25 protein-coding genes, 1 tRNA gene and 1 pseudogene are annotated in these 22,516 nt (G+C 61.9%); 17 read left to right on the plus strand and 10 right to left on the minus strand.

Translation table 11 applies throughout. From position 1 onward, the window contains the following. Positions 1 to 27: 27 nt before the first annotated feature. Complete coding sequence (locus tag ACPVPU_RS12510; protein WP_448658281.1) at positions 28 to 1,608, plus strand: endonuclease NucS domain-containing protein; 1,581 nt, start codon at positions 28 to 30, stop codon at positions 1,606 to 1,608. Positions 1,609 to 1,651: 43 nt separating this feature from the next. On the opposite strand, the gene ACPVPU_RS12515 is transcribed toward ACPVPU_RS12510, so the two are convergent. The 7 genes from ACPVPU_RS12515 to ACPVPU_RS12545 all read right to left on the minus strand — a co-directional run bounded on the left by ACPVPU_RS12515 (position 1,652) and on the right by ACPVPU_RS12545 (position 10,188). Continuing rightward, the gene (locus ACPVPU_RS12515) at positions 1,652 to 2,851 is read right to left on the minus strand and encodes a hypothetical protein (protein WP_448658282.1); all 1,200 of its coding nucleotides are present in this window, start codon (positions 2,849 to 2,851) and stop codon (positions 1,652 to 1,654) included. Between the two features lie 349 nt (positions 2,852 to 3,200). Beyond that, positions 3,201 to 3,770, minus strand: coding sequence for a hypothetical protein (locus ACPVPU_RS12520; RefSeq protein WP_448658283.1), 570 nt, complete (start codon positions 3,768 to 3,770; stop codon positions 3,201 to 3,203). A gap of 110 nt (positions 3,771 to 3,880) precedes the next feature. Further along, positions 3,881 to 4,039: a hypothetical protein gene (locus ACPVPU_RS12525; RefSeq protein ID WP_448658284.1), complete on the minus strand. Its 159-nt coding sequence runs from the start codon at positions 4,037 to 4,039 to the stop codon at positions 3,881 to 3,883. A 301-nt stretch (positions 4,040 to 4,340) separates the two neighbouring features. Beyond that, positions 4,341 to 5,267: a DUF2493 domain-containing protein gene (locus ACPVPU_RS12530; protein ID WP_448658285.1), complete on the minus strand. Its 927-nt coding sequence runs from the start codon at positions 5,265 to 5,267 to the stop codon at positions 4,341 to 4,343. Between the two features lie 294 nt (positions 5,268 to 5,561). Further along, positions 5,562 to 6,593: a DUF7146 domain-containing protein gene (locus ACPVPU_RS12535; protein WP_448660513.1), complete on the minus strand. Its 1,032-nt coding sequence runs from the start codon at positions 6,591 to 6,593 to the stop codon at positions 5,562 to 5,564. 120 nt (positions 6,594 to 6,713) lie between these two features. Further along, entirely contained in the window at positions 6,714 to 8,861 is a 2,148-nt protein-coding gene (locus tag ACPVPU_RS12540) for a ParB/RepB/Spo0J family partition protein (protein WP_448658286.1), read from the minus strand. Between the two features lie 127 nt (positions 8,862 to 8,988). Further along, complete coding sequence (locus ACPVPU_RS12545) at positions 8,989 to 10,188, minus strand: DUF932 domain-containing protein (protein WP_448660515.1); 1,200 nt, start codon at positions 10,186 to 10,188, stop codon at positions 8,989 to 8,991. 139 nt (positions 10,189 to 10,327) lie between these two features. Here ACPVPU_RS12545 and ACPVPU_RS12550 point away from each other — a divergent pair, with 139 nt between their 5' ends. The 4 genes and pseudogenes from ACPVPU_RS12550 to ACPVPU_RS12565 all read left to right on the plus strand — a co-directional run. Then, entirely contained in the window at positions 10,328 to 10,654 is a 327-nt protein-coding gene (locus ACPVPU_RS12550; protein ID WP_448658287.1) for a type II toxin-antitoxin system PrlF family antitoxin, read from the plus strand. After that, complete coding sequence (locus ACPVPU_RS12555) at positions 10,654 to 11,145, plus strand: type II toxin-antitoxin system YhaV family toxin (RefSeq protein WP_448658288.1); 492 nt, start codon at positions 10,654 to 10,656, stop codon at positions 11,143 to 11,145. The genes ACPVPU_RS12550 and ACPVPU_RS12555 overlap by 1 nt, the downstream gene beginning before the upstream one ends. Before the next feature lie 67 nt (positions 11,146 to 11,212). Next, on the plus strand, positions 11,213 to 11,449 hold the full coding sequence (locus ACPVPU_RS12560) for a hypothetical protein (RefSeq protein WP_448658289.1): 237 nt from the start codon (positions 11,213 to 11,215) through the stop codon (positions 11,447 to 11,449). 18 nt (positions 11,450 to 11,467) lie between these two features. After that, positions 11,468 to 12,547: pseudogene (locus tag ACPVPU_RS12565) on the plus strand (recombinase family protein); the annotation flags it as partial. A 69-nt stretch (positions 12,548 to 12,616) separates the two neighbouring features. Here the strand turns inward: ACPVPU_RS12565 and ACPVPU_RS12570 are convergent. Then, positions 12,617 to 12,874, minus strand: a complete 258-nt coding sequence (locus ACPVPU_RS12570) for a hypothetical protein (RefSeq protein WP_448658290.1) — start codon at positions 12,872 to 12,874, stop codon at positions 12,617 to 12,619. Positions 12,875 to 13,123: 249 nt separating this feature from the next. Beyond that, positions 13,124 to 13,206 (minus strand) — tRNA-OTHER (locus ACPVPU_RS12575). Between the two features lie 100 nt (positions 13,207 to 13,306). Here ACPVPU_RS12575 and ACPVPU_RS12580 point away from each other — a divergent pair. From ACPVPU_RS12580 to ACPVPU_RS12635, 12 genes are all read left to right on the plus strand, one after another. Next, a complete protein-coding gene (locus ACPVPU_RS12580) occupies positions 13,307 to 14,455 on the plus strand; it encodes a tyrosine-type recombinase/integrase (RefSeq protein ID WP_448658291.1) in 1,149 nt (382 codons plus the stop codon). 101 nt (positions 14,456 to 14,556) lie between these two features. Further along, positions 14,557 to 15,153, plus strand: coding sequence for a hypothetical protein (locus ACPVPU_RS12585; RefSeq protein ID WP_448658292.1), 597 nt, complete (start codon positions 14,557 to 14,559; stop codon positions 15,151 to 15,153). Between the two features lie 74 nt (positions 15,154 to 15,227). Further along, complete coding sequence (locus ACPVPU_RS12590) at positions 15,228 to 15,416, plus strand: helix-turn-helix transcriptional regulator (protein WP_448658293.1); 189 nt, start codon at positions 15,228 to 15,230, stop codon at positions 15,414 to 15,416. A gap of 107 nt (positions 15,417 to 15,523) precedes the next feature. Continuing rightward, the gene (locus tag ACPVPU_RS12595) at positions 15,524 to 15,862 is read left to right on the plus strand and encodes a hypothetical protein (RefSeq protein WP_448658294.1); all 339 of its coding nucleotides are present in this window, start codon (positions 15,524 to 15,526) and stop codon (positions 15,860 to 15,862) included. Further along, positions 15,859 to 16,113, plus strand: coding sequence for a hypothetical protein (locus tag ACPVPU_RS12600; RefSeq protein WP_448658295.1), 255 nt, complete (start codon positions 15,859 to 15,861; stop codon positions 16,111 to 16,113). The genes ACPVPU_RS12595 and ACPVPU_RS12600 overlap by 4 nt, the downstream gene beginning before the upstream one ends. Beyond that, positions 16,110 to 16,304 (plus strand): hypothetical protein, encoded by a 195-nt coding sequence (locus ACPVPU_RS12605; protein ID WP_448658296.1) that lies wholly within the window; start codon positions 16,110 to 16,112, stop codon positions 16,302 to 16,304. Before ACPVPU_RS12600 ends, ACPVPU_RS12605 begins: the two co-directional genes overlap by 4 nt. Next, positions 16,304 to 17,119, plus strand: a complete 816-nt coding sequence (locus ACPVPU_RS12610) for a helix-turn-helix domain-containing protein (protein ID WP_448658297.1) — start codon at positions 16,304 to 16,306, stop codon at positions 17,117 to 17,119. The genes ACPVPU_RS12605 and ACPVPU_RS12610 overlap by 1 nt, the downstream gene beginning before the upstream one ends. A 108-nt stretch (positions 17,120 to 17,227) precedes the next feature. Next, positions 17,228 to 17,587 carry a P27 family phage terminase small subunit gene (locus tag ACPVPU_RS12615; RefSeq protein ID WP_448658298.1) on the plus strand — a complete coding sequence of 120 codons (360 nt, stop codon included), beginning with the start codon at positions 17,228 to 17,230 and terminating at the stop codon, positions 17,585 to 17,587. Next, a complete protein-coding gene (locus ACPVPU_RS12620) occupies positions 17,577 to 17,900 on the plus strand; it encodes a hypothetical protein (protein ID WP_448658299.1) in 324 nt (107 codons plus the stop codon). Before ACPVPU_RS12615 ends, ACPVPU_RS12620 begins: the two co-directional genes overlap by 11 nt. Before the next feature lie 22 nt (positions 17,901 to 17,922). Beyond that, positions 17,923 to 18,129 (plus strand): hypothetical protein, encoded by a 207-nt coding sequence (locus tag ACPVPU_RS12625; RefSeq protein ID WP_448658300.1) that lies wholly within the window; start codon positions 17,923 to 17,925, stop codon positions 18,127 to 18,129. A 190-nt stretch (positions 18,130 to 18,319) separates the two neighbouring features. Continuing rightward, on the plus strand, positions 18,320 to 19,675 hold the full coding sequence (locus tag ACPVPU_RS12630; protein ID WP_448658301.1) for a phage major capsid protein: 1,356 nt from the start codon (positions 18,320 to 18,322) through the stop codon (positions 19,673 to 19,675). A gap of 102 nt (positions 19,676 to 19,777) precedes the next feature. Beyond that, a complete protein-coding gene (locus tag ACPVPU_RS12635; protein ID WP_448658302.1) occupies positions 19,778 to 21,985 on the plus strand; it encodes a hypothetical protein in 2,208 nt (735 codons plus the stop codon). On the opposite strand, the gene ACPVPU_RS12640 is transcribed toward ACPVPU_RS12635, so the two are convergent. Then, positions 21,982 to 22,503 carry a DUF6680 family protein gene (locus ACPVPU_RS12640; RefSeq protein ID WP_448658303.1) on the minus strand — a complete coding sequence of 174 codons (522 nt, stop codon included), beginning with the start codon at positions 22,501 to 22,503 and terminating at the stop codon, positions 21,982 to 21,984. The genes ACPVPU_RS12635 and ACPVPU_RS12640 overlap by 4 nt on opposite strands. Positions 22,504 to 22,516 lie beyond the last annotated feature (13 nt).

A 22,516-nucleotide genomic window follows, 5' to 3' on the forward strand; every position in this document is an offset into this window, starting at 1 on the left:
ACATCGATCTCGGCTATCAACCGAGTCATGAACAGCCCGCCGGATCAAAATGCACCGAAGCCGGTATTGAACCTCTTTTCCAATGAAGAAGAGTTTCGGGACCATCTGGCCGAGCGGCTGGAACTCGTTGAGCCTGGGCTTACGCTCCTCAAGACGGAGTATGGGCTCGACAACCCCGAGGGATCCGGCGGTCGCATCGATATCCTTGCTCGCGATGCGTTCGACCACATTGTTTGCATCGAGATCAAACGGAGCGACAACAGCGCACGCGGCACGCTCAATGAGCTGAGCAAATACGTTACTCTTCTCGTGGAGCGAGATCGGGTTCCGAGGGAGATGATCCGCTGCGTCGTCGACTCGACCCACTGGAGCGAACTGCTCCTGCCGCTGTCCTATTTTGCCTACTCGACGGGCGTCGATGTCACGGCGCTGCAGGCCGCGTCGAACGGTGGCACCGTCGTTCTGCGTCCGGTCACGCTCAAGACCCTGCGATTCCTCCCGCAGCTCAGTCCCGACATGGACTTGATCTGGTTTGACACACTCGAGCCACGGGAGCGCTACGTCGCCTTCATCAGGTCACGCGCGGCTCGTTTGCCGTTCATGCGGCTCGCCCTGCTGCTGTTCGAACCCAAGGAGCCGCTGAGAAAGGGACGATCGCCCTATCCCATGATAATTTGTGTCTGGCGCGTGCCGGACGGGCTCCACGATCGCATCGAGGCGGTAATCGGCAAACGGATCGGGGAGGACTTCCCCTATGCTGCCCCCGGCTGGGAGCCCGAAGCTGATGCGAAGGACTGGATTGGCGACGTCCCGCACGATCAGGTTCCGGAATTCGCGAACGGCTGGACCCACGGAACGCCGGAGAAGCTCCATGCGCTGCAGAAGCGCTACGCGCTAATTCGGGTTGAACGAGTCGGCGACTGGCCAAGGCTCGAATTCATCAATGATGACGCCAGGATCCTGAGAGCGGCTCTGGCAGCTTCACCGCTCGGAGGGAGCGAGCGACCGAACCGGCATAGCTACCGAGCGACTGTCACACCCGCCGTTGCAACGTCATGGAAGATGGCGGTCCACGCCTTCCTCGGGTTCATCGCCTTCGAGCCGGTCTGGCAGGAGGCGGCCCGCTCGTATTTGGAGGTGCTTTCGGACAACGAAGTCAGCGTAGAACTGCACGCCTTCGACAAGAAGCATCTGGCCTATGCAATCCACCAGGCTCAGTCTCACGAGGAAACGATGCTCAGCTATTTCGAGATCATCGTGCGCGCCGGCGACGTCGTGCTCACTGGTCTGCATGGATACTATGCGTGGGACGGCAAGACTTGTCCGACGGACGCGCAAGCAACGATAGGGCGGATCTACGGTGACGTCGTCTGGGCCAGGCTGAGCATGGAGAGTGCGGTCGATGACGCCCGCTACGAGCAGGCCAACGAACTCCACGGCTTCCTCCCTGTCGTCGATTGGCTGGACGAAACCGGATCGATCCAGGGCGGCCCGCCACCATTTAGGCATTCGCTCCAAGATTTCCTGGCCGCAAACCCCGAGTACTGCCGCCAGGTCTCCGACGTCCTTCAGCAGATCGGCCCGTTGCCGACGGATCCTTCGGCGTAGCCCGCTGTGCCAAGTCCGGCCACCGCGGAGACGGAGGCGGGGCTCACGATCGTGATCGCTCGAGCGGGGACTGGCTGGCCGGATCCCAATGGACGCCGTGATTGATCTTCGCCTCCGGGGTCAGAAGCATGTGATACGGCAGCGGCTCACGCGTCCGGTGACGCCCAACGCGATAGGAGGCCGAGGTCTCCTCGATCGCCCAGCTCTCGTCGGCCCGCGTTGTGACTTCTGGCGCGAAATACTCGCCGTAGACCCAGCGCAGGCGGGTATCGCCTGGATCGAAGTCGAGCATCTCGAGCTTATTGCGAAAATGTCGGACGCCGTCAGCTGTGCTGCCCGCCCAGGATTCAACGCCCACATGGACAACGCCGGGCCGATCCTTGGGAAGCTGTGCGGCCGCTTTCGCCACTGTCGATCGGAAATGCCGCGCCTTCAGGCGGATCGCCTCCCGCGATTGATTACGCCACGCAATAACACTCGCATGATAAACCATGTCCGCCCAGAATGGACGGCTTCTGCTAGGTCGCCATTTCCCTGCCATCGAATGGGCGAAGTCGTGATCATACTGACCGATCAGCAATTCTATCATTCGGCTCGAACCGTAGTAAACCTCGTCCTTGGCAAGAACGCGATGTGCCAGCGACCAGTCGATTTCGCGGATCGTGCCGATGCCGTGGCTATCGCGCCAATAACTTGGCCCAGCTCCATTCAGATAGTCCGATGCATGTCGGGCAAGGTAATCCTCAGGGATCGTACTTAGCTCCGCATCGTACGCGACCTGCATGTAGATTGACCGATAGGCTTCTAGCGCAAGCCGATGGACTGGCTGAGCGAGAACCTGGCCGCGAGCACGTTCCCGCGCATCGTAACTCGAACGGTCCATACGCTTGCATTCAACAGCCCAGCTCTGCCGCCCCTTGCTAACGTTGAGGTCGTGGGTCTTGGCGACGCCGGGCCGCTCAGGGACGAAGACTGTGTTCCAACCGTCCCGGCGGTATGCAAGCGCGACCAGCAGCTCGAACAGTCCTCCATCGGGCTGGCCGCGATCGGTGTTCATCAGCCGGGCGGCCCGGTCTTCGGCGCCGCCAATCGAAAGCAACGTGGTCAACTCCTCGCCAATCCGGGTAAAGGTCGGGGCTATGCGGACCGCCTCTTCTGGCACCCAGTTCAGGCGATCCGCTGCATAGGCATTGGCTTGGAAGACGTACCAAGCTGCGGTGTCGGCTGGATCATAGAACGGCACCGGTTCGCCCCTTGCCCAGCTGTCCTTTGCCCTTAGGAAACGGTCGCGGGTTGATTCGAGCCGACGTTGCCAAGCACGTCGGGGGACGAGCTCCGCGAACCACGCACTGGCGAGAAGCACTTTGTCGTCTCGCCAATCCCAACCCGTCTTGGGTGCCGTCCAGTCAGGGTCTTCAGGGCTTGTTCTCATGCTTGTTCTCGGAGAGCCAATTGAGCGCGTGCATCGAGACACAAATAGACGCCACGCTTGGACCATGTAAGGCTGAATGTTACCTGGACTGGCATCATCAGTCATAGTTTTTTCTAAGATCTCTGGAACCAGACGGGAAATTGTCTGGTAGTCGATCCGATCAGGTCGGCATGAAAATCCATAGTGAAAGCGCACCCTTGTTGCCTTGCCAGTCTCGACCGACGCGAGTGAAGCCCGACCTGGTTAGGTTCTTTCGCATAGTGTCGCTGTCGGTGGTGGCGAAAGCCGGTGCTGTGATTTCGTGTAGGATTAGGTCGATGAGACCACCCGAAAGTTGGTGTCCCCGCCAGTCAGCATGTGTTACAATATAGCCGAGCTCCAGAGCCTTTTCGAAACCCGTAATTGCAAACCCCGCGTCGGTAAACTTTTTTTGTCGGTAGTTGCGCGTGGGTGTCTTTAGAGCGGCAACACCGACAACACGACCATTCTCGCGTTCGCTCAGGACAGCGATTTTGCGAGTGCGCTGGAGCCTTAACAGAATTTCTTCCTTGGTGCCGTTGATCGCACCACCTTCTTGGATCAGCTGGGCGATTGCATTCTGGTGGCCAGAGTCAAGGTCTGCGAAACGCCCTGACCAATTGAAAAGTTTGGGCATAGGGTTCATTAAGTGCGTCTCGCTGTCTTGTGCTATCACGGGATGGCATAAAGTATGGCGATGGACATCTCCCATCCTTTCTCGATGACTATCGCCTAAACTGAGTTGGTGTTTAGTGCTGGACGGCGTTTCATGCGCTGACGAAAACCGTATTTCGGGTACCGCCTCTTTTTGGACTGAGTTGTTCAAAACGGGTCATACACCTGAACGATCAGCATCGGATCGCCATCATAATCGGCATCGGTCATCACGGCATAGCCGTCACTGGTCTGAATGAGAACCACACAGGTCATCAGCGTCTTGGCGAGGTTCCAGGCGAATTTCTGGGCGGTGGGAAGCGACATGATCATTGCTCCTGTTTCCGGAGCGGGGACCGTCCCCGCTCGACAGGCGCACAGGCGACCGACGCGCGGCCGCGATCACCGGAGGCGAAGCTGAAGGCCGCAAGCTGTGCTTAGCGGACCCCTTGCGGGTTGATCGTCACAAGGCAGCGCATAGGTCAGAGGTAAGTCAGAGAGAGCGGGGCGTTCCCGGTTCGGAACGGGATGCAGTGTCGGTTATCCGCCCGGAATTTTGCTGTCGTGCCCCTCACGCTGTTGACCATCGGAGCGGTGCTCCTGCCAGCGATCAGGCAATGCCCATTGATCAGGTCGGCGGCTGACCCTTACGGAAGTCGAACACGGGGATGCCGAGCTTGCGGGCCTTGTCGGCAAGGTTGTCCTGAATGCCGGTACCGGGGAACACCACGACGCCGATCGGCAGGACATCGAGCATGGCATCGTTGCGCTTGAACGGTGCCGCCTTGGCGTGCTTGGCCCAATCGGGCTTGAATGCCACCTGCGTGACCTTGCGATTGTCAGCCCAGCAGGCAGCAATCCGCTCGGCGCCTGATGGCGCGCCGCCATGCAACAGCACCATGTTCGGATGTTTGGCAACCACCCGGTCCAGTGCCGCCCAGATGGCGTCGGTATCATTGCAGTCCTTGCCGCCGGTAAAGGCAACCTTGGGGCCAGCAGGCAGCATGACCTCGGCTTCGGCACGGTGGCGGGCGGCGATGAAGTCGCGGCTATCGACCATCGCTGCAGTTATCGCGCGGCGGTTGACGAGGCTGCCATGGCGGGGATGCCAGGCCGAACCGGTATGGGTGCGATAGAGATCGCAGGCAGCATCACGCATTAGTTCATGGGCATTGCGCCGTTCGATCAATGTCAGGCCCTGGGCCAACAATCGTTCCAGTTCGACCGAGGCGACCTCGGAGCCGTCCTGCTCGCGCTGTGATCGACGCTGCGCCTGCTCATTGTCGTCGAGTTCGCGTTCGACCCGCTCGGCGGCACGGTGGAACAGGTTGACCGTCGACCAGAGCAGATCGTCGAGATCGGGTTCGAGCCGCGTGTCGGCAAGCGTGCCGATCAGGGCGTCGAAGATGTCAGCAACGGCCCCTGCGACGCGATCGCCTTCTGGCAGTGGTCGCGGGTCGGGTTCGTCCTCGAATGGACGGAAGCCGTAAAGCTGCAGTTCATCGAGAATATGGGCGGTGGGGGATTGCTCCTGCGGTTCGTCGGGATCGGTCATGGCGGTCGCTCCGTTGTTGGACCGCGCCTCTCGCGGCCTTCATGGGCGAGCAACGAGCGAGGGCAGACCGGGTCGGCACCCTTGTGGCCGAAGCGCAACGGAGGATGGCGAGCACGAGTTTCTTGGCGCGCGAGGAGCCCCGGCACGGGGCGGGGAAGAAAGTCGCGCGCAGCCATTGCCGGCCCGGTCGGCTTCCGCTTCTCTCGCCCCTCTCGAAGGCAGAGGCGCGGCTCTTTCAGGGGAGCGACGGATCATGGCGAACATAGCCCAGCACAGAGACGTCACCGCCTATGCTCAGCCCATGAACTGTTCGGCATTCTCCGGCGCAAGCTGCACTCGCACCGCTGCTCGCATCTCGTCCCGGCCAAGCCGCTGCAAATCGTCGTTGAAGTCGCCAAGGCTGGCAGTCAGCATCAATGGCTCGATACCAGCCCCGATCGCGCGCTCGGCCAACGTGTCAGCCGCATGTTGTCCAGCGGGATCGTTATCGCGCGCAATATAGAGGCGGCGCAGCGATGGCGCGATTTGCAACGCGGACAGGTGACCCGCTGAGAGACTGGCGATCATGGGTATGGTCGGCATGATCTGTCGGAGCGACAATATCGTTTCGATGCCCTCTCCGGCGACCAGGACTGATCCGGCCCGACCGAACCGCAAGCCGTTGCCGAGGAGATTACCCATGGCGCGGCGCGGAGTGACGACGGGCGCCTTTCCGCTGCCGTTCGGATCGAGCCAGGTACGATGGATGCCGGTCAAAAATCCGTCGTCACTGCGGACTGCTGCAATCAATGCTGGGAACGCGCTCGGCGTGCCAGGTGAATCGTCGTCATCGGCGCGATACCAGCAGTTGGGGTGGAACCGTAGCGAGCCGCACTCGCGCAGGTCGATGATACCACGCTGGCGCAGATAGGTCTCGGCAAGCGTGTCATGGATCGGCTGCGATATCGCCCACAGCCGTCGTGCAGCTTCCGGCGATCCGGTCGGTACGGGCGGCAGCGGTTCAAATGCCTTTGGCTCTGGCGGTGGCAGTGCCAGAAAGCGCCGCGCTTCCTCGAGCGTGTCGGCGAGCGAAGCCAATCGCTGGTTGGCAGTGATGAGGTCGAGCAGGTCGCCATGCTCGCCGGTGGCCGCATCGGTCCATTTACCCGCAGCGCCTTTGCCGGTGTCGGGTCCGGTCAGGCGGACGAACAGGCTGCGCCCCGGCGTGCCTTCGACATCGCCGATGAGCCAGTAGCGGCCCTGTCGGCGGCCTTGCGGAAGATAATGGCGACATACGCTCTCGGCAGTGCGAGCAAGCTGCCGGGCAAGGTCGGATGCATCTGGCATCTGATCCTCCTGAGACAAGAAAAGGGTCCGCCGCGCCCAAGCAATCCCCACGAAGCAGGCTTCGCGGGGACCCCGATGCACGGCGGACCCTCAGTTGCGAGCGGGTCTGGGGAGCGCGACCTACTCGGCGGCGACGGCGAAGGGGGTGTCGCCCTCGGCCTCGGCATTGTCGTCGATCGGCGCTTCGTCCGCCACGGACCGTGCGCCGTCATCTGCCGCCGACGGCGCTTCGCCATTGTCATCAGTATCGACAATGGCCTCATCGGCGGGCGACTCGCCCTCACTCTCGACCGGCGTTGGAATGGCGCGACCGGGCGTGCGGAGCGGTTCGGGCAACCAGCCGCTGCCTTCGAGCAGCACAGCGGCGCGCGCCGCCATGTCCGACTTCTTGAGATGCGCGATGCTTTCAGCCGTCCGTTCGCCCTTCGCCTCGGCCACCGCCTGCAAGATGCGCGCCTTGGTCACGCCGCCAAGGAACGTGTCTGCCGTAGGCGTCCAGCCCGCCGCCGCCATGTCGAGGTCGACCGCTCGGGCAAGCCGGTCGGCATGGGCGAGTGCACGCGGCCTGCGGTTGTAAGCCTCGAACATGGCGTTGACCGTGCAGGCGACGCAGTGGGCGAACAGCGCTTTCTGCTGCTCGCCGTCCATATCGCCAAGCGCATCCCACAGCGCCTCGGGTTGCGCGGGCAGCAGATCGGCAAGCGCCTGGTGCCGCGCATCGATCGACTGCGCGGGCGCCGTATCGCCGAGCCCCGGTGCCCGCTGCCCGAACCCGACATGCTTGGCGTCGAGTTCGAGGCAGCTGTCGAGTGAATAGCGATAGAACAGCCGCAGTACGAGCGCATGGAGGCAGGCGTGGAATGCCACCTCCGGCGACCGGGCCACTGCGTCCCGCAGCGCAAGCGTGCGGTGCGCGGTCAGTTCGGACATCAGCCGATCGGGAATTGGGCGCAGGCCTTCATCCTCCTCCGGCTCAGGCGCCACCTCGACATCGATGTCGATGCCGACCTGATCGCCGCCGCCGTCGGTGCCGTTGTCGGCATGGTCGTGGTCCCCATCCACAACAGCACCTTGCTCGGGCTCGATGGGCAGTTCGTCCTCGGGCCGAACGAAACCGCGCTCGATCCGCAAGCTGCCATCCGGCGCGATGCTGATGAAGGCACCGGCCTGCGTCACCTCATCGGCGTCATAGGCCAGCGGTCGCTGATCGAGCGCCTCGATTGCGGTTTCCAGTTCGCCCAGCCGTTCGTCGACTTCATCAGGCAGTTCGGGCAGGTCTTCGTGTTCAGCGACCAGTGCATCATATTCGGCCTGGAGCGCGTCGCGCGTGGCCTGTTCTTCGGCGGTGATCTCCACCGGCGTGCCGCGCAACTGGCGAAGCCCATAGGTGTGGCCATAGGGGAAGTCGGGCGCGGCATCGATCCAGCGCCAGCCTTCGGCCTGCACCTTCATCGCTTCATCGCGAAGCCGTTCCGAGACCATCAGATCGACCAGGCCGACATCCTGCAGCCAGCCGCCATCATCTCCCTGAAACAGGTCGCGCATGACGCCGCCGCCCGCCTCGATATAGGCATCGATGTTGATGAAACGGGCGCGCTTGTCGCATGCTCGCACCGCGCCTTCGGTCAGCATCCGGCGGATCGCGTAGGGCTGGCTGTCGTAGGAGCCGGCGAGCCGTTCGAAGATCTGCTCCTGACGCTCATGATCGCCGTTGACCGTGAACGCCATCAACTGGTCGAGCGTGATTTCATCCTCGGCATAGGCGTCGAGGATCTTCGGCGACACGCTGGCGAGCTTCAGGCGCTGCTTGACCACCGCCACCGATACGAACTGGTGCGCGGCGATCTCCTCCTCGGACTGACCCTTCTCGCGGAGCGCCAGAAATGCACGGAACTGGTCGAGCGGGTGCAGCGGTGCCCGCTGGATATTCTCGGCCAGGCTGTCTTCTTCAGCATCGCCCTCAGTGCGGATGATGCACGGCACCTGCGCATTGCGCGGGAGGCGCTTGCGCTTCACCAGCAATTCGAGCGCCCGGTAGCGACGACCGCCTGAGGGCACCTCGAACATGCCGGTCTCGTTGCCATCGGCATCGACGACGGCGCGCACGGTGAGCGACTGCAACAGCGTGCGCCGGGCGATATCCTCGGCAAGGTCTTCGATGCCGACGCCTGCCTTGATCCGGCGGACGTTGGATTGCGACAGCACCAGCTTGTCGAACGGGATATCGCGCGAAACGCTAAGCGCGAGCTTGGGATTGGACTTGGGCATGACACTTCTCCGGACGGCCCGGCCGGGAGCCTCTCTCCCGACACCTCGAACCGTCACGAAGCGAAGCGCCGCCCTTTTCCTCTGAAGAGAGCGACGCCGCAAACTGGGATGACGTTGAAAAGGAGAGCTATGCCGCCACCCGGTCGAACAGCTTCTTGGCCCGCCCCTCCAGATCAAGCCGGGCGTCCTGCTGCGCCTTGCCCCGCGCAAAGGCGGTGATGCCTTGAACGAAGTCGAACACAGACTCGGGCGGGCGGCCTTCCTCGGCCAGTACTGTGTCGATGATCTTGGCGGTCTCGGCTTTGCCGAACCCGCGCTTGCGCAAGAAATCGGTGCGGTCTTCGTCAGAGCGCGCGACAATGCGCTCGCGCGCCTGTCGGATGCCGTTGACGAACGGCAGTGGCGAGGAATCAGCGAACCGTGTCAGCGCCGGTGCCGCCTCATACGCAAAGCGGTTGGCGGCGTATTTGCTGTGCCGGATGCTGATCTCTTCGAAGTCCTCGACGCCCCAGAGATTGCGGTTCTGGCAGACCGCGCGAAGATAGAAGCTGGCGATGCCGAGAGTCTTGGCTCCCACCTCGCTGTTCCAGCAATAAAAGCCTCGGAAGTAGAGGTCGGGCGATCCGTCGGGCAGCTTGCCCGCCTCAATCGGGTTGAGGTCGTCGACCAGGAACAGGAACACGTCGCGGTCGGACGCATAAAGCGTGGTCGTGTCGGCGCTGATATCGACCATCGGGTTGTAAATGCCAGTCGACCAGTCGAGCACGCCGGGCACTTTCCAGCGCGTATCGCCTGTGCCGTTGCCAGCGATGCGCTGCACGGCGGCAACTAGCTCATGGTCGTAGATGCGGCCGTAATCCGGGCCGGTGACGGCGCGCAGTTCCAGCCGGCCATCGTCGGTTTCCAGCGTCTTGACCTGCTCGGCGCGGTGGTTGGTCAAGCCATATTGCAGGTTGATGCCGGCGAGGGGAGCCGGAAGTTGGCGCAGATATGCCGCTGGCGCGCCGACCAAAGCTGCCAGCTGGCCGAAGCTCCAATGCGTCGGTGCAATTGGCTGTTCCGCACCGGGCAGAATCAGATCGAGCCGTTCAGCATTGTCGCGGCTGGCTTCGACCCGCACTGCCGCACTTTCCACCGTGCGCGTTCGGCTGCGCTCGGCCCGGCTCTTCACCGACGCCATCAGCGCATCGAGCGACAAATAGCGCTCATCGGCGGGACGGCTGAACCATTCCGACGATACTCGCCCAATACGCTGGCCGCGGCCCACATCGACCTTGTAGCCACCGCTCCGGTCGGGGCTCGCGTCAAGAACTTGAACTTGTGTCATGAGATGTCTCCGCGACGGCCCGGCCGGGAGCCTCTCTCCCGACACTCGAACCGTCACGGCGACAGCCGCCGCCCTCTTCCTCTCTCCTTGACTTTGTAATGCGATCTCCTTACAAACAGCAGGCGTGTAGGAGACCGCCATGTCCGCAATGCTCGAAGAGATCAGCACCATCACCGCCAAGGGCCAGACCACGGTTCCGAAGTCGGTCCGGACCGCGCTTGGCGTCGATTATGGCGGCAAGATCGCGTTCCGGGTCGACGAGCGCGGCGTGTCGGTCCACCGCGCGGAGGTCGATAACGAAGACCCCGCCATCGACCGGTTTCTGGCATTCCTTGCCAATGACATCGCCCGGCGGCCCGAAGCGGTCACAGCGCTGTCGCCTGTATTGGCCGAGCGTATTAATATGCTGACCGATGGCATGAAGGTCGATCTCAATGCGCCAATCGACGGCGACGTCGATCTGTAATGCTCGAGGTGAACGGGTGGCAGCTGTTCGCCCACCCATTGTTTCTCGATCAGATCGAGAAGCTGGCGGGTGCGGTCGAAAAAGCGCGAGCGAAAGACCCGCGTGGCTGGCGCAAGTCGGCCAACGCGAAACTGCTCGCCGCCCTGCGGCAGTTGGTGTTCGAGACGATCCCGCAGGATCCCACCCGTCCCGAATACCGCCAGGGCGGAACGCTCGGCGATGCACGTAAGCACTGGTTCCGCGCCAAATTCGGCGGCGGGCGGTTCCGGTTGTTTTTCCGATACAGCAGCAGCGCCAAGGTGATCGTGTTCGCGTGGGTCAATGACGAGAACACCCTGCGGACCTATGGCTCGAAGTCCGATGCCTATGCCGTGTTCCGCAAGATGCTAGACGGCGGCAACCCGCCTGATGATTGGGCTGCACTGATTGCGGCGGCAAGCGATCCTGAAGTGCAGAAGCGTTTGGAGGCGGCCACGCCGGAAGCGCCGTGAGCACGTATCTGCGCTACGCTGGCAATCAGGGTTTGCTCGCAACGATGGAGGGCGACAGCATCGTCCGATGCCGTTGCCACGCAAACGCCGGATCCGCGCGCCGCGCAAATGGTCGCAAGACATTGGCGATCTGCATGACTACGTGCAGGCACCACCGCAGCGCGCATGCGTGGGTAAGGCAGGGACAGAGATCGCTGTCTTCGATGACTGGCCTGATCAGGTTCCGATTACCGACGCCGAACTGCGGGTCATCGAAGGCCATCTACGCAGCGAACTCGACAAGCTGTTCGGTCCGTTGCCGTGAGGTAAGGAGTAGCAAGCCATGACCAGCGCCGCCCGCCGAACGGATCAGGACAAGGCGTCGGTCTCCGCTACGGAACGCGCTGCGCTCTATCTGCGCGTCTCGACCAGCAAGCAGGCTGAAAGCGACCTCTCGATCCCCGACCAGCGTCGCCAGATCGAGAGCTACTGCCTGTCACGCGGCTGGGAGGTTGCGGATACATTCGTTGAACCGGGTAACACGGCCACCGATGATCGCCGACCTGCATTTCAGGCAATGATCGAAGCGGCAATGACCAAGCCGCCTGCGTTTACGGTCATTGTCGTTCACAGTTTCTCGCGCTTCTTCCGCGATCAGTTCCAATTCGAGTTCTATGTCCGCAAGCTGGCCAAGAACGGGGTGAGGCTTGTCTCGATCACCCAGGACCTTGGCGATGATCCGATGAGCGTCATGATGCGGCAGATCATGACCCTGTTCGACGAGTATCAGTCGAAAGAGAACGGCAAGCACACCCTGCGCGCCATGAACGAGAACGCCCGGCAGGGCTTCTGGAATGGCGCACGGGCACCGATCGGCTACCGGATCGTGGCAGTCGGGCAGCGCGGGGCGAAGATCAAGAAGGCGCTGGAAGTCGATCCGATTCAGGCTGAAACGGTGCGGCGCATTTACCGAATGGCATTGAACGGGGTCGAAGATCGAGGGCCGATGGGGCTCAAGGCGATCGCAAGCTGGCTCAACGAGAACAACATTCGCACCCGTGACGGCGGGCGCTGGGGTGTGGGTGCTGTCCACCAGATACTGACCCGGACAACTTACATCGGTCAGCACCGGTTCAATACGCGCGACCACAAGACCCGGCGTCCGAAGCCGGAGAGCGAGCACGCGATCATGCAGGTGCCTGCCATCGTCTCCGAGGCCGAGTTCGAGACCGTGCAGCGGTCATTGAAGGCCCGCAGCCCGAAGATGATGCCGCCGATGGCGGTGGGTGGTCCGACACTGCTTACCGGCATCTGTTTCTGCGCGTGCTGCGGCGGTGCGATGACGCTGCGCACCGGCACCAGCAACACCGGCAAGGAATATCGCTACTACACCTGCGCGACCAAGGCCCGACAGGGCGTGACGGGCTGCCCTGGCATCACCGTGCCGATGGACCGGCTGAATGACGCGGTAATCGCGCATATCGAGAAACGCTTACTTGAACCTGCACGGTTGGAAGCGCTGATGGACCAGATCCTCGAACGCAGGGACGACTGGGTGGCCCAGCGCCGACTTCATGTCGCTGATCTTGAGCGTCGGGCAACCGAGGCCGAAGCCAAACTCAAGCGGCTCTATGAAGCAATCGAGAACGGCGTGCTCGATATGAGCGATCCGTCGCTTAAGGATCGCATTGCCGAACTGGCGGCGACGCGCGATCAGGCCAGAGGAGACGCGGACCGGGCGGTCTCGCACATCGAGAAGATCGGGCCGACGATCACAGCGGAAAGCCTTCGGGCGTTCGCGAAGGCGTCCCGGAAGAAGCTGCGCAACAACGATGGGTCGTTCGCACGCGACCATATCCGCGCCGTCGCGCAGCGAGTCGAAGTGGTCAGCAAAACAGAGGTCCGCATTCGCGGTCAGCGCAGCGAACTGCTCCGAACCTTGACCGCCGCCTCTGGCGTAGAGGCGGCGGTGCTAGGCGTTCGTGGTTTTGAACCGAAATGGTGCACCCAAGAGGATTCGAACCTCTGGCCTCTGCCTTCGGAGGGCAGATTATCAGCACGTTGTCGGACCCTGCCGGATGCCAGAAACGGCTGAATAGCTTGACTTATTATCCCTAGGCGTCCACCTATTTCCCGCGATGTTTTCCGTATTTTTTCCGTATACGGAATGGGAGATAGCGGGATGGACTTAGGCAAGGTGAAGGATCGGGAGGCGCTCAAGCCGAGCCGGGAACCCTATTGGCAGCGGCTTCGCCCTGGCTGTTTCATCGGCTATCGCCCTTCGGCGCGCGGCGGGGCCGGGACATGGATCGCCCGCGCGTATGATGAACAGGCCCGCGCCTATAAGTTGAAGGCGCTGGGTGACTTTGGCAGCGAACCCAGCCGGGATCGCTTCGCGCTCGCAAAGGTGGAGGCCGAATCCTTTGCCACCCGGATTGAAGGCGGTGGCGAAAGCAAAATTGAGACTGTCGAACAGGCTTGCCGACGCTACGGCCAGAACAGGCCGGATGCCGAAGCCCGGTTCCGGCGCTACGTCTATAGCGACCCCATCGCCAAGCTGAAGCTGGCCAAGCTGCGAAGGCATCACCTGATCGACTGGCGCGAGCGGCTGGCGACTACCCCGGCGCAGGTAAGCCGCAGGAAGGAAGGCGAGCGCATCACCCGCCAGCGCGCCCCGTCATCGATCAATCGGGACATGACGCCCCTACGCGCGGCCTTGAACAAGGTGCTGGCCCCCGGCAACCCGGGCACGGAAGCGGCATGGCAAGAGGCGCTGAAGCCGATTGAGAACGCGGATCGGCAACGGACCCTTTATCTTGACCGAAAGCAGCGCCAGAACCTCCTAGCGGCGCTGACAGCGGAGGCCGCGCCTTTCTTTCGGGCCATGTGCCTGTTGCCCCTTCGCCCCGGCGCGGTGGCTGGGCTGACCGCAGGCGACTATGACAAGCGCACGTCCCTGTTGACCATCGGCAAGGACAAGAACGGCAAGCCCCGGCAAGTGGTGTTGCCAGCCGCCGCCGCGAAGCTGTTCGCGGAACAGGCGAAGGGGAAGCTCCCCGGCGCTCCCCTGTTCATGCGGGCGAACGGCACGGCATGGGACAAGAACAGTTGGAAGGTTCCGATTGCCGACGCGGTGACGGCGGCGAAGCTCCCCGCCGGGGTGACCGCCTACACCTTGCGCCATAGCGTCATCACCGACCTTGCGCGCGGCGGCTTGCCCCTGCTGACCATCGCACAGATCAGCGACACCAGTGTCGAGATGATCGAACGGCATTATGGCCAGTGGAGCAATTCAGCGGCGACTGAGGCGCTGGCGGGGCTGGCACTATGAATCCGCAAGCGGAACCAACCGAAGTGGCATTAGCCACCGCAATGAGGCGATTGCCATTGGCTGAGGGTAAGTTGGCTGAAGTCGAACGATATGCCCGCTGGATGAGCTTAGAGATCGGCTTTATTTTGATGAACGATTTGCCGATGGCGAAGTTAACGCGCGGCAAAGATGAGAAGCGCCGAGAGCTGGAAAAGCTCATGAAGCTGACAGCGCAATTGTATAACCATATCGAGACAATGCATCTCGACAGCCGGAGCGAAATCGATATCCGAGCCAACCCCCGCGGAGAAAGGCAGTGCCAACCTGCTTGGTCGATCACGTCGGTTCAGTTTGATGTGCGGCGTTTAGGCGAAGCGGCGGCAGCGGCCTTAGATGACTTGTCGCCTAGCGAACCGAGGCAAGGCCGCAAACCAAGCGTCGGGGCTAATCACGTCGCCCATGTCGCGATCCACAATTTTGAAAGTCTGACCAATCAGCGCGCGACCGTAAGAACCGATCACCAAAGTGCCAAGGCTTATGGACCGTTCGTCGAGTTTCTCGCAGATGTATTTGCTGCAACAGGATTGCGCGCTAGTGCTGAGAGTGCCGCCAAACTGGCGATTGATGAGCGCCGCAAGGGTATAGATCCTTTGGCGTCCGGGGCAGTCATTAAGATTATCCCTGCAAAATGCGATGGAAAAAATGGGGCGGTTGAATAGCCCGTTTTCTCCTTTGGAACGCGTCCCAGCGTCCAGATAAATAGAGCGCCGTTCAACAGAACGGAGCCATACCGATGCAGCTACTCAGACTCCCCGACGTGATGGGCCGCACGGCGCTTTCACGGTCGGCGCTCTATAACTTGATGGCAGAGGGCGACTTTCCGAAACCCGTAAAGATTGGCGGGCGCATCAACGCTTGGCCAGTTCAGGACATTGACGCCTGGATTCAGTCGCGGATTGAAGCGCGGGAGCGCGCCGCATGACCCAAAAAGATGACCCCCGCGCGGGAAGCGCAGGGGCCGGTGTCACTGTTGCGGGCGACACCATGGTCCCTACCCCAAAGTCTGACGAAACGCCAGACGATACCGTGATGGCCGAATTGGAAGCGAGCTTTGGCCCGCTGTTCGATAAGGCCGAGTTTCAACAGATCGCGGCGAAGTGGGACGATTGGCGCGACACGTTCCGCATCATCCTGTTTGCCGGAACCCATGACCGGGTGGCGTTGGCCGATATCATTCGAGAAATGGACCGGACAAACGAACCGCCCGTGCAAAGCCTGCTCGACGGCTTGGAGGGGCTGGGCGACTTCATCGACAACGCCCGCAACCTGATCCGCTTAATTCAATGCCGGGCCATGCTGGCGACCGCCGATGCGTCTGGCGTTACCATGGCCGAGCTGTTCGCCGGGGAACGGGAGGCCGGGCAATGACCGGCATCATCTATACTGAGGCAGCGGATATCGACGCGACGACCGGGCGGATGCTCGTGACCTTCACGTCCGGGGGGACGGAATATCGGTTTCATATCCCCGCCGATGTCGCGCTGCGGTTTCGTCACCAGATCATGACGGACGGCTGGCGAGTGTGTTGCGCGCCCGATGCGGACGTTGTGTCGCTGGCGGCGCGGCGAGCAAAGGCACGGCGCGACCGGAGCGCAAGGGCGCGGGAGGGCAGCAAGTGAAGCCCCCGCACCTGATCGCCGTCACCCCGGAGCCGTTCGGCTATGGCTTTGACGTTACCGTCAATCCGCCACCGCAAGGCATCGGGCACGACCGCGAGTTCCGCGCCTATGCCGACGCCCGCGCCTATGCCGACCAGCTCAGCAAGGCGATGGGCTGGCCCGTCATCGATCAGGCGGGCGACCATGGCTGATGGCAAAGAACGTCAACCATAAGGGACGGCGGCAAGAGCCTGCCCATGTCCGCCTGTATAATTCGATCACGCAATGCGAGGCATGGCGCGACTTGTCGGGCAACGCGGTCAAGGTGCTGATCGCCTTGGCGCGGATGGACAAGGGCGGGCACAATGGGGAGCTGTTCATGTCCGCCCGCAAGGCGGCACTGGAAACCGGCCTAAGCACAAACACGGCGCACAGGTGCCTTGCCGAGCTAGAGCAACATGGCTTCATCGCACCGACCGAGAAGGGCTATTTCAGGGGATCGGCCAGTAAAGCAACGCAATGGCGGCTGACATGGGTCGGCGCGCCCGGCTATCCCCCGACCCGCGACTTTGAAAAATGGGAGCCGATTGGAAAAGATTTTCCGTCGCAAAAATTGAGCGGTGCCGTCGCAAATATTGCGCGGAAACATGGAAACGAGAATGCCCCGGTCGCAAATATTGGGACGGGAGACACGGAAACGAGCGACGTTTCCAAAGCCGTTTCATGCTCAAATATTGCTACACAAGTAGTTAGCCAGGGGCAGGGGCCGAACGAGGGCAATTCCAGTCAACGGAAACAGGCCGATTATGCGAATGGCGCTTTCGCGGATTTTGCAAACGGCGTCGACTTGGACGCGTTGCGCGAGAGTTTGCGCCATCGCCTGAGCGCATCGCCAGCCGGAACGCAGACCAGCCTTGCCCGCCAAGCTGGCATCCCTGGCGGCACCCTGTCCAAGTTCATTGGCGGGCGCGGCTTGCCTGATCGCTACCGCCGTTCGCTCGCATCGATCCTGAGTGCAGCGGCATGACCGGGGGGCCATCCGAACCCTGGGGCCGTCATTCGGGAAACCGATGCGGGACTGACAAAACCATGCGCGTTGCCCCGGTTGGTTCCGCGCGAAGCATTGGAGGCAAACATGACTGACACAGATCGGCGCGAACCGCCCGAACACCTATCCCCCGACGCGGCGGCATGGTGGCGCGAGGTGCTGCGCGATTACACCTTGGAACCGCATCACCTTCGCCTGCTGCAATCGGCGGCTGAAGCATGGGACCGGATGCAACAGGCGCGGGCGACACTGGCCGACCATGGCGCGCTCACCTTCACCGACGAACGCGGCGTTATCCGGGCGCATCCATGCGTTGCCATGGAACGGGATGCGCGCGTCGCCTTTGCCCGCCTTGTGCGCGAGCTTGACCTGGACGCTGGCGCACCAGCCGAAAGCCCCCGACCCCCTGCCCTTCAATCGAACAGGAGAAAGACCCATGCCGGTTAAGCGACGCGCGGGCAAAGCCCGGAAGCAGCTCGACAGCGAAGAGCTGGACGACCACTTTCACGGCCCCGGATCGGCCCTGATTAACGGCTGCGGCTATTGCGGGCAGTTCGCCAGTAGCGACCATTGGAATCAGCTATCGCCAGAGGAACAAGCAACCGTTGTGGCGGCGATGCGCGCCGATTGGGAGCGGTGCCGGGCGCAGATCATGGACGCTTGGGACAACCGCACCGAACACGAACGGTGGTGCAGCGAGCATCACCACGGCAACCCGGATCGGCCATGGTCGCAGCGTGAGTTCGAACCAGCCGCATAAGCCCATTTTTGGAGACACAGACATGACCGACAAGCCGACATTGACCGTTCAAAATGCAACGGAGGCGTTCGCGCAAAGGCTGATCGACCTGGGCGCAAGCTCTAGCGAAGTGGTGCAAGCCCTGATCGCTGTAGCGGCTGGAATAACGCTGAAGGATATCGGGGCCGAGCGCACGAAACAGTATTTTGCAGACGTGGCACTGCACCTGTTCGATGATGACGGCGATTGACTTTTTCGCCATCTTGTGCTTTAGCTTTTGGCGATTGGCGCGCTTCCCGGCCCTTCCGGTTAAAGCGCGGTGACGCCTCCACCTTGGACCCCTGTTCATGGCCCTGGCGTCGGCACGAGTTGGGGCTTTTGCCTCAGGGATCAACGTGCCGACGCGACAGATGGGCGTCGGCGTTCAGGGACACAATCACATGACTACTCACACGACGCGCGGCCTTCAGGAATGCCGCGAGATCATGGCCCGGCACGGCGGCAAGCTGAAGGCGGTTGCGGGCGACACGTTCGATACGCTTCACGCCAAGCTGGAAAAAGCGAAGTCCAACGGCGCACACGTCGCTGACTTTCGCCGCATTCGGCAAGAGGCGGCGAGCTGGATCGCCAATCATACCGACAAGCCCGACTGGAACCCGGAGCGCGACCAGCCCGCCTATGACGCGGCACTGGCCTTCCTGGATATCTGCGACGGCACGATCAGCAATCAAGTCGCTGCACTGGAGGCGCTGAAGGGCGCGGGCCGCTTTGGCGAAGCCGGGACCGATTCGGGCTGGATCAACGCCCGCACGAAAGAACCCATCCGCCTGCTGAAGCCCGACGAAAAGTTGAGCGCCGATAAGCCGCGCCCCGATATCAGCGTTGGCGCGCTGCTGGAGGGAATGCTTGTCGGCCCCCGCAACCATCAAGTGCGCAACGCGCTGGAAAGCGGCACCGATACGGCGGGCGGCTATACCGTGCCAGAGATGCTGATGAGCGAGTTCATCGACAAGCTGCGGGCACGATCGGTCTTTGTCGAGGCTGGCGCGCGGACGATGACGCTGGACGAAGCCAACGTGAAGATCGTCCGGCTTGAAGGCGACCCGACCGCGACCTGGCGCACTGAGAATGCCAGCATCGGCGACAGCGATGCGCTATTCGGCGCAATCAGCATGAACGCCCGTTCGCTTTCGACGCTTGTTAAGGTGCCTTACGAGCTTTTGCAGGACGGCGTGAACATCGCTGAAATCCTGGAAACGGCCCTGATCGGCGCGCTTTCGACCGAGTTGGACCGGGCGGCTATGTTCGGCGCTGGCGGGCTTGAGCCGGCGGGCCTGTTCGGACGCTCGATCAATAGCGTTTCGATGGGCACCGATGGCGGGACGCCGGACAATTACGACGACCTGCTAGACATGGTTTACGAAATGGAGCTGGACAACGCGGGACCGGCCACGGCGGCAATCTGGCATCCCCGCACGGCCCGCACCTATCGCAAGCTGAAGGATACGACGAACCAGCCGCTTGTCGCGCCTGAGCCGGTGGCATCCATGCCCAAGCTGGCGACAACCGCCGTGCCCATCGATCAGACGCAGGGCACGGCGGCGGGCATCTGTTCAACCGTCCTGATGGGCAATTTTGCCGACGCGATTCTGGCCATCCGGGAACAGTTGACCATCATCCGCCTGGACCAGACTTTCGCGGCCAACGGACAGGTCGGCTTTTGGGCACGTATGCGCGCGGACGTGGCTTTCACGCGCGAAGCGAGCTTCTGCAAGCTGATCGGCGTGAAGGCGTAACGGGACCGCTTCTCCCTCATTACGCCGGGGGGCGGTTGGCTTGAACCGCCCCCTAACCTTTCCCGCCAGCGGAGCGGATCAAATGAACAAAGCGAACATGAAATGACCGGTTTGATCGGGGCGCTTAGAGTATCCCTTGGGCTGGATTCGGCACAGTTCGAGGCGGGCGCAAAGAAAGCGCGTGTTATCGCGCGCCGGGAAGCGCAGGGGATCCAGAAAGAGTTTACGACCGCGACGACCCAGTTGAGCAACACGCTCAAAGGGCTGGCGGTTGCCGGGTTGGCGTCGGGTTTCCTGACAGCCGCTAAAGCCGCTCTCGACTATAGCGACGCCATTGTCGATTTGGCCGACCGAACCGGCGCATCGACCAAGGCCATTCAAGAGTTCCGCTATGCCGCACAGATGAGCGGATCGGACGTTGCGACGGCGGACGACGCAGTCGGCAAGTTCGCCCGCACCCTTGGTTTGGCCGAGTCAGGCAGCAAGAAGCAGGCCGACTTGCTGGCCAGCCTTGGCGTCACGTCGCGCGATTTCGACACGGCGCTTCGGCAGACCATGGACGGACTGGCCAAGTTGCCCTCCGTTGCCCAGCGCAATGCCATTGCGCTTCAGGTGTTCGGCAAGTCGGCCGCTACGCTCACGGCCCTGATGGGCGAAGGGTCGCAAGGCTTCAGGTCGATAGCAGACGAGGCGAACCGTTATGGCATCGTCATTGACGAAGGCGTGTTGCGGAAGGCCGGGCCAGCGAACGACGCGCTAGACCGGATGCGGCTGATCCTTGACGCGAGTTTCGCCGCATCAATTGCCGACAATGCCGACGCCCTGACTTCGCTGGCCAACGGCTTCGGCCAGATCGCAGTGGGCATCGGCGGTGCGATCAGCAAATTGGATGAATGGGCATTCAAGTTCAAGCAAGCGGTGCGCGCCAGCATCGGCTGGACGCCTTGGGGAGGCGAGGCCAGCGGAGATGCGGCCAAGGGTGCCCGCGAAATGTATTATCGGGAGGCACAGGCACGGGCGGCGCAACCCGTCGCGCGCACGTTCGCATCCGCCCGCAAGGCAGAGGCAGCACGACAGGGCGCCGCGTTTCCGACGCCAGCTAGCACGACTGGGGGGCGAAGCGGCAGCAACGCGGCCCGCGAAGCCGAACGCCGCGCACAGGAAGCGCAGCGTAACCTAGAGCGGTTTCAGGACGACCTTGCCCGGCTTCAGGAACAGGAGCTTTCGCTGCGTCAGGAAATGTCAGTCGATTTGCGCGAACAGGCAATGTTCGAGCATCAAAGGCTGGCGATGGAACGCGACGGGTTTGAGACTACGCTTGCCCGCCGTGTCGCTGAAGGCGAATTGACCGCTGCGCAGGCAGAGGCGCTGCGGTTGCAATTCGATCAGAACGCAGAGATGCAGGCCGGTCTAGTCAACCGCCAGCTTGACGAACGGCTGATGCGCGAGGGCCTGGACCTGGCCAATGCAGCGTTCGATTTGCGCGCGGAGGTGTTACGGCACGAATTGGAGGGCGCGCGTTCTGCTGCGGAGCGGGCGCGGATTGAGGCGGCGCTAGTCGACCTAGGCTATCAGCGCGAGCGCGCCACCCTTCAAGCGATCCTAGACCTTGAACACGGCTCAAAGGTGGAAAGGGCTATCGCCAAGCAGCGCATGGACGCACTGGACGGGCTTCGCTCTGGCGATCAGGCACAGGTTCAGCGCCGCAATCTTGGCCCGCTCGGTCGTTACATTGATGAGTTGCCGCGCACGGCAGAGGAATTGAACGAGGCGTATCAGCGAGTTGCCGCCGATGGGCTGGGTTCTGTGACTGACGGCATTGCGGATGCTATCACTGGTGCGCGGTCACTGGCGGATGTGTTCAAGAATGTGGCCGATCAGATCATCCGGGATCTTCTGCGGATTGCCCTTCAAAGGAGCATTGTTAGCGCCTTGGGTAATTCGCTCGGGGGCATTCTGGGTGGCAGCACAAGCGGCATCCTGCCGGGCGATCAGCCGCTGCCAACGTCAACGCCTAAGTTGCCAGGCTTCGCAAACGGCGGTTCCTTCATGGTTGGCGGCGCACCGGGCGTTGACCGCAACGTGCTCTCTATCAATGATATTCCGCAGGCGATGGTTTCGTCTGGCGAGCGGGTGACGGTCGATCCTAAAGGCGGCGGCGCTGGCAACACCTACGTCATCAAGGGCAATCTGCTGACGCCGGAGTTCTGGGAGCAAATCCAAGCCGAGAGCCGCAGCGGCGCGGCGCAAGTCATTGTCGAGAGGGACCGCCGCGCGGCCTATGTGCAAGGGCGACAGGCTGGGCGCTAGCTTTGATCGACTTTGGCCTTAGCTGCTGCAACTGCGGCCAGTCGAGCTTCAGCGTCCGCCACAGCGGCCTGATCGAGTTTAGCCATGGCTTCAGGATAGTAACCCTGTCGGATATCAAAGCCATTGATCGCCGATCCAAGCCCTACCGCGCGCGCGACGGATTCAATTAATTGATGGTATCGCTCAACCATAACGTTAGGCTCAAATGGCTCTTTCAAAGATGCCTGAATGAAAAGGTTACGAGCGCTCCGGACTTCTAAATTATCGGAAAATACAACATCAACCAAATTGATAGCAGCACGTGCATCGACATTTAATATTTCGACACGAGACTTCATCAGCGCGTAAAACACGTTCAGCTGGATTTGACGTTTCGCGTCGGCCTCTGCGGTTTCCCTGCGATATTGCTCGGCCCATTGGGCCGCTAAGCGAGGCGTTTTAGCAGCAATGATTAAAGCGGCGATGGCGGCAAGCATTGTAGCAACGCCAGCAATCGCTTGAACCCATTCAGCCGACATCGCGGACAGCCCC

The organism is Sphingomonas paludis (genome assembly GCF_053502515.1).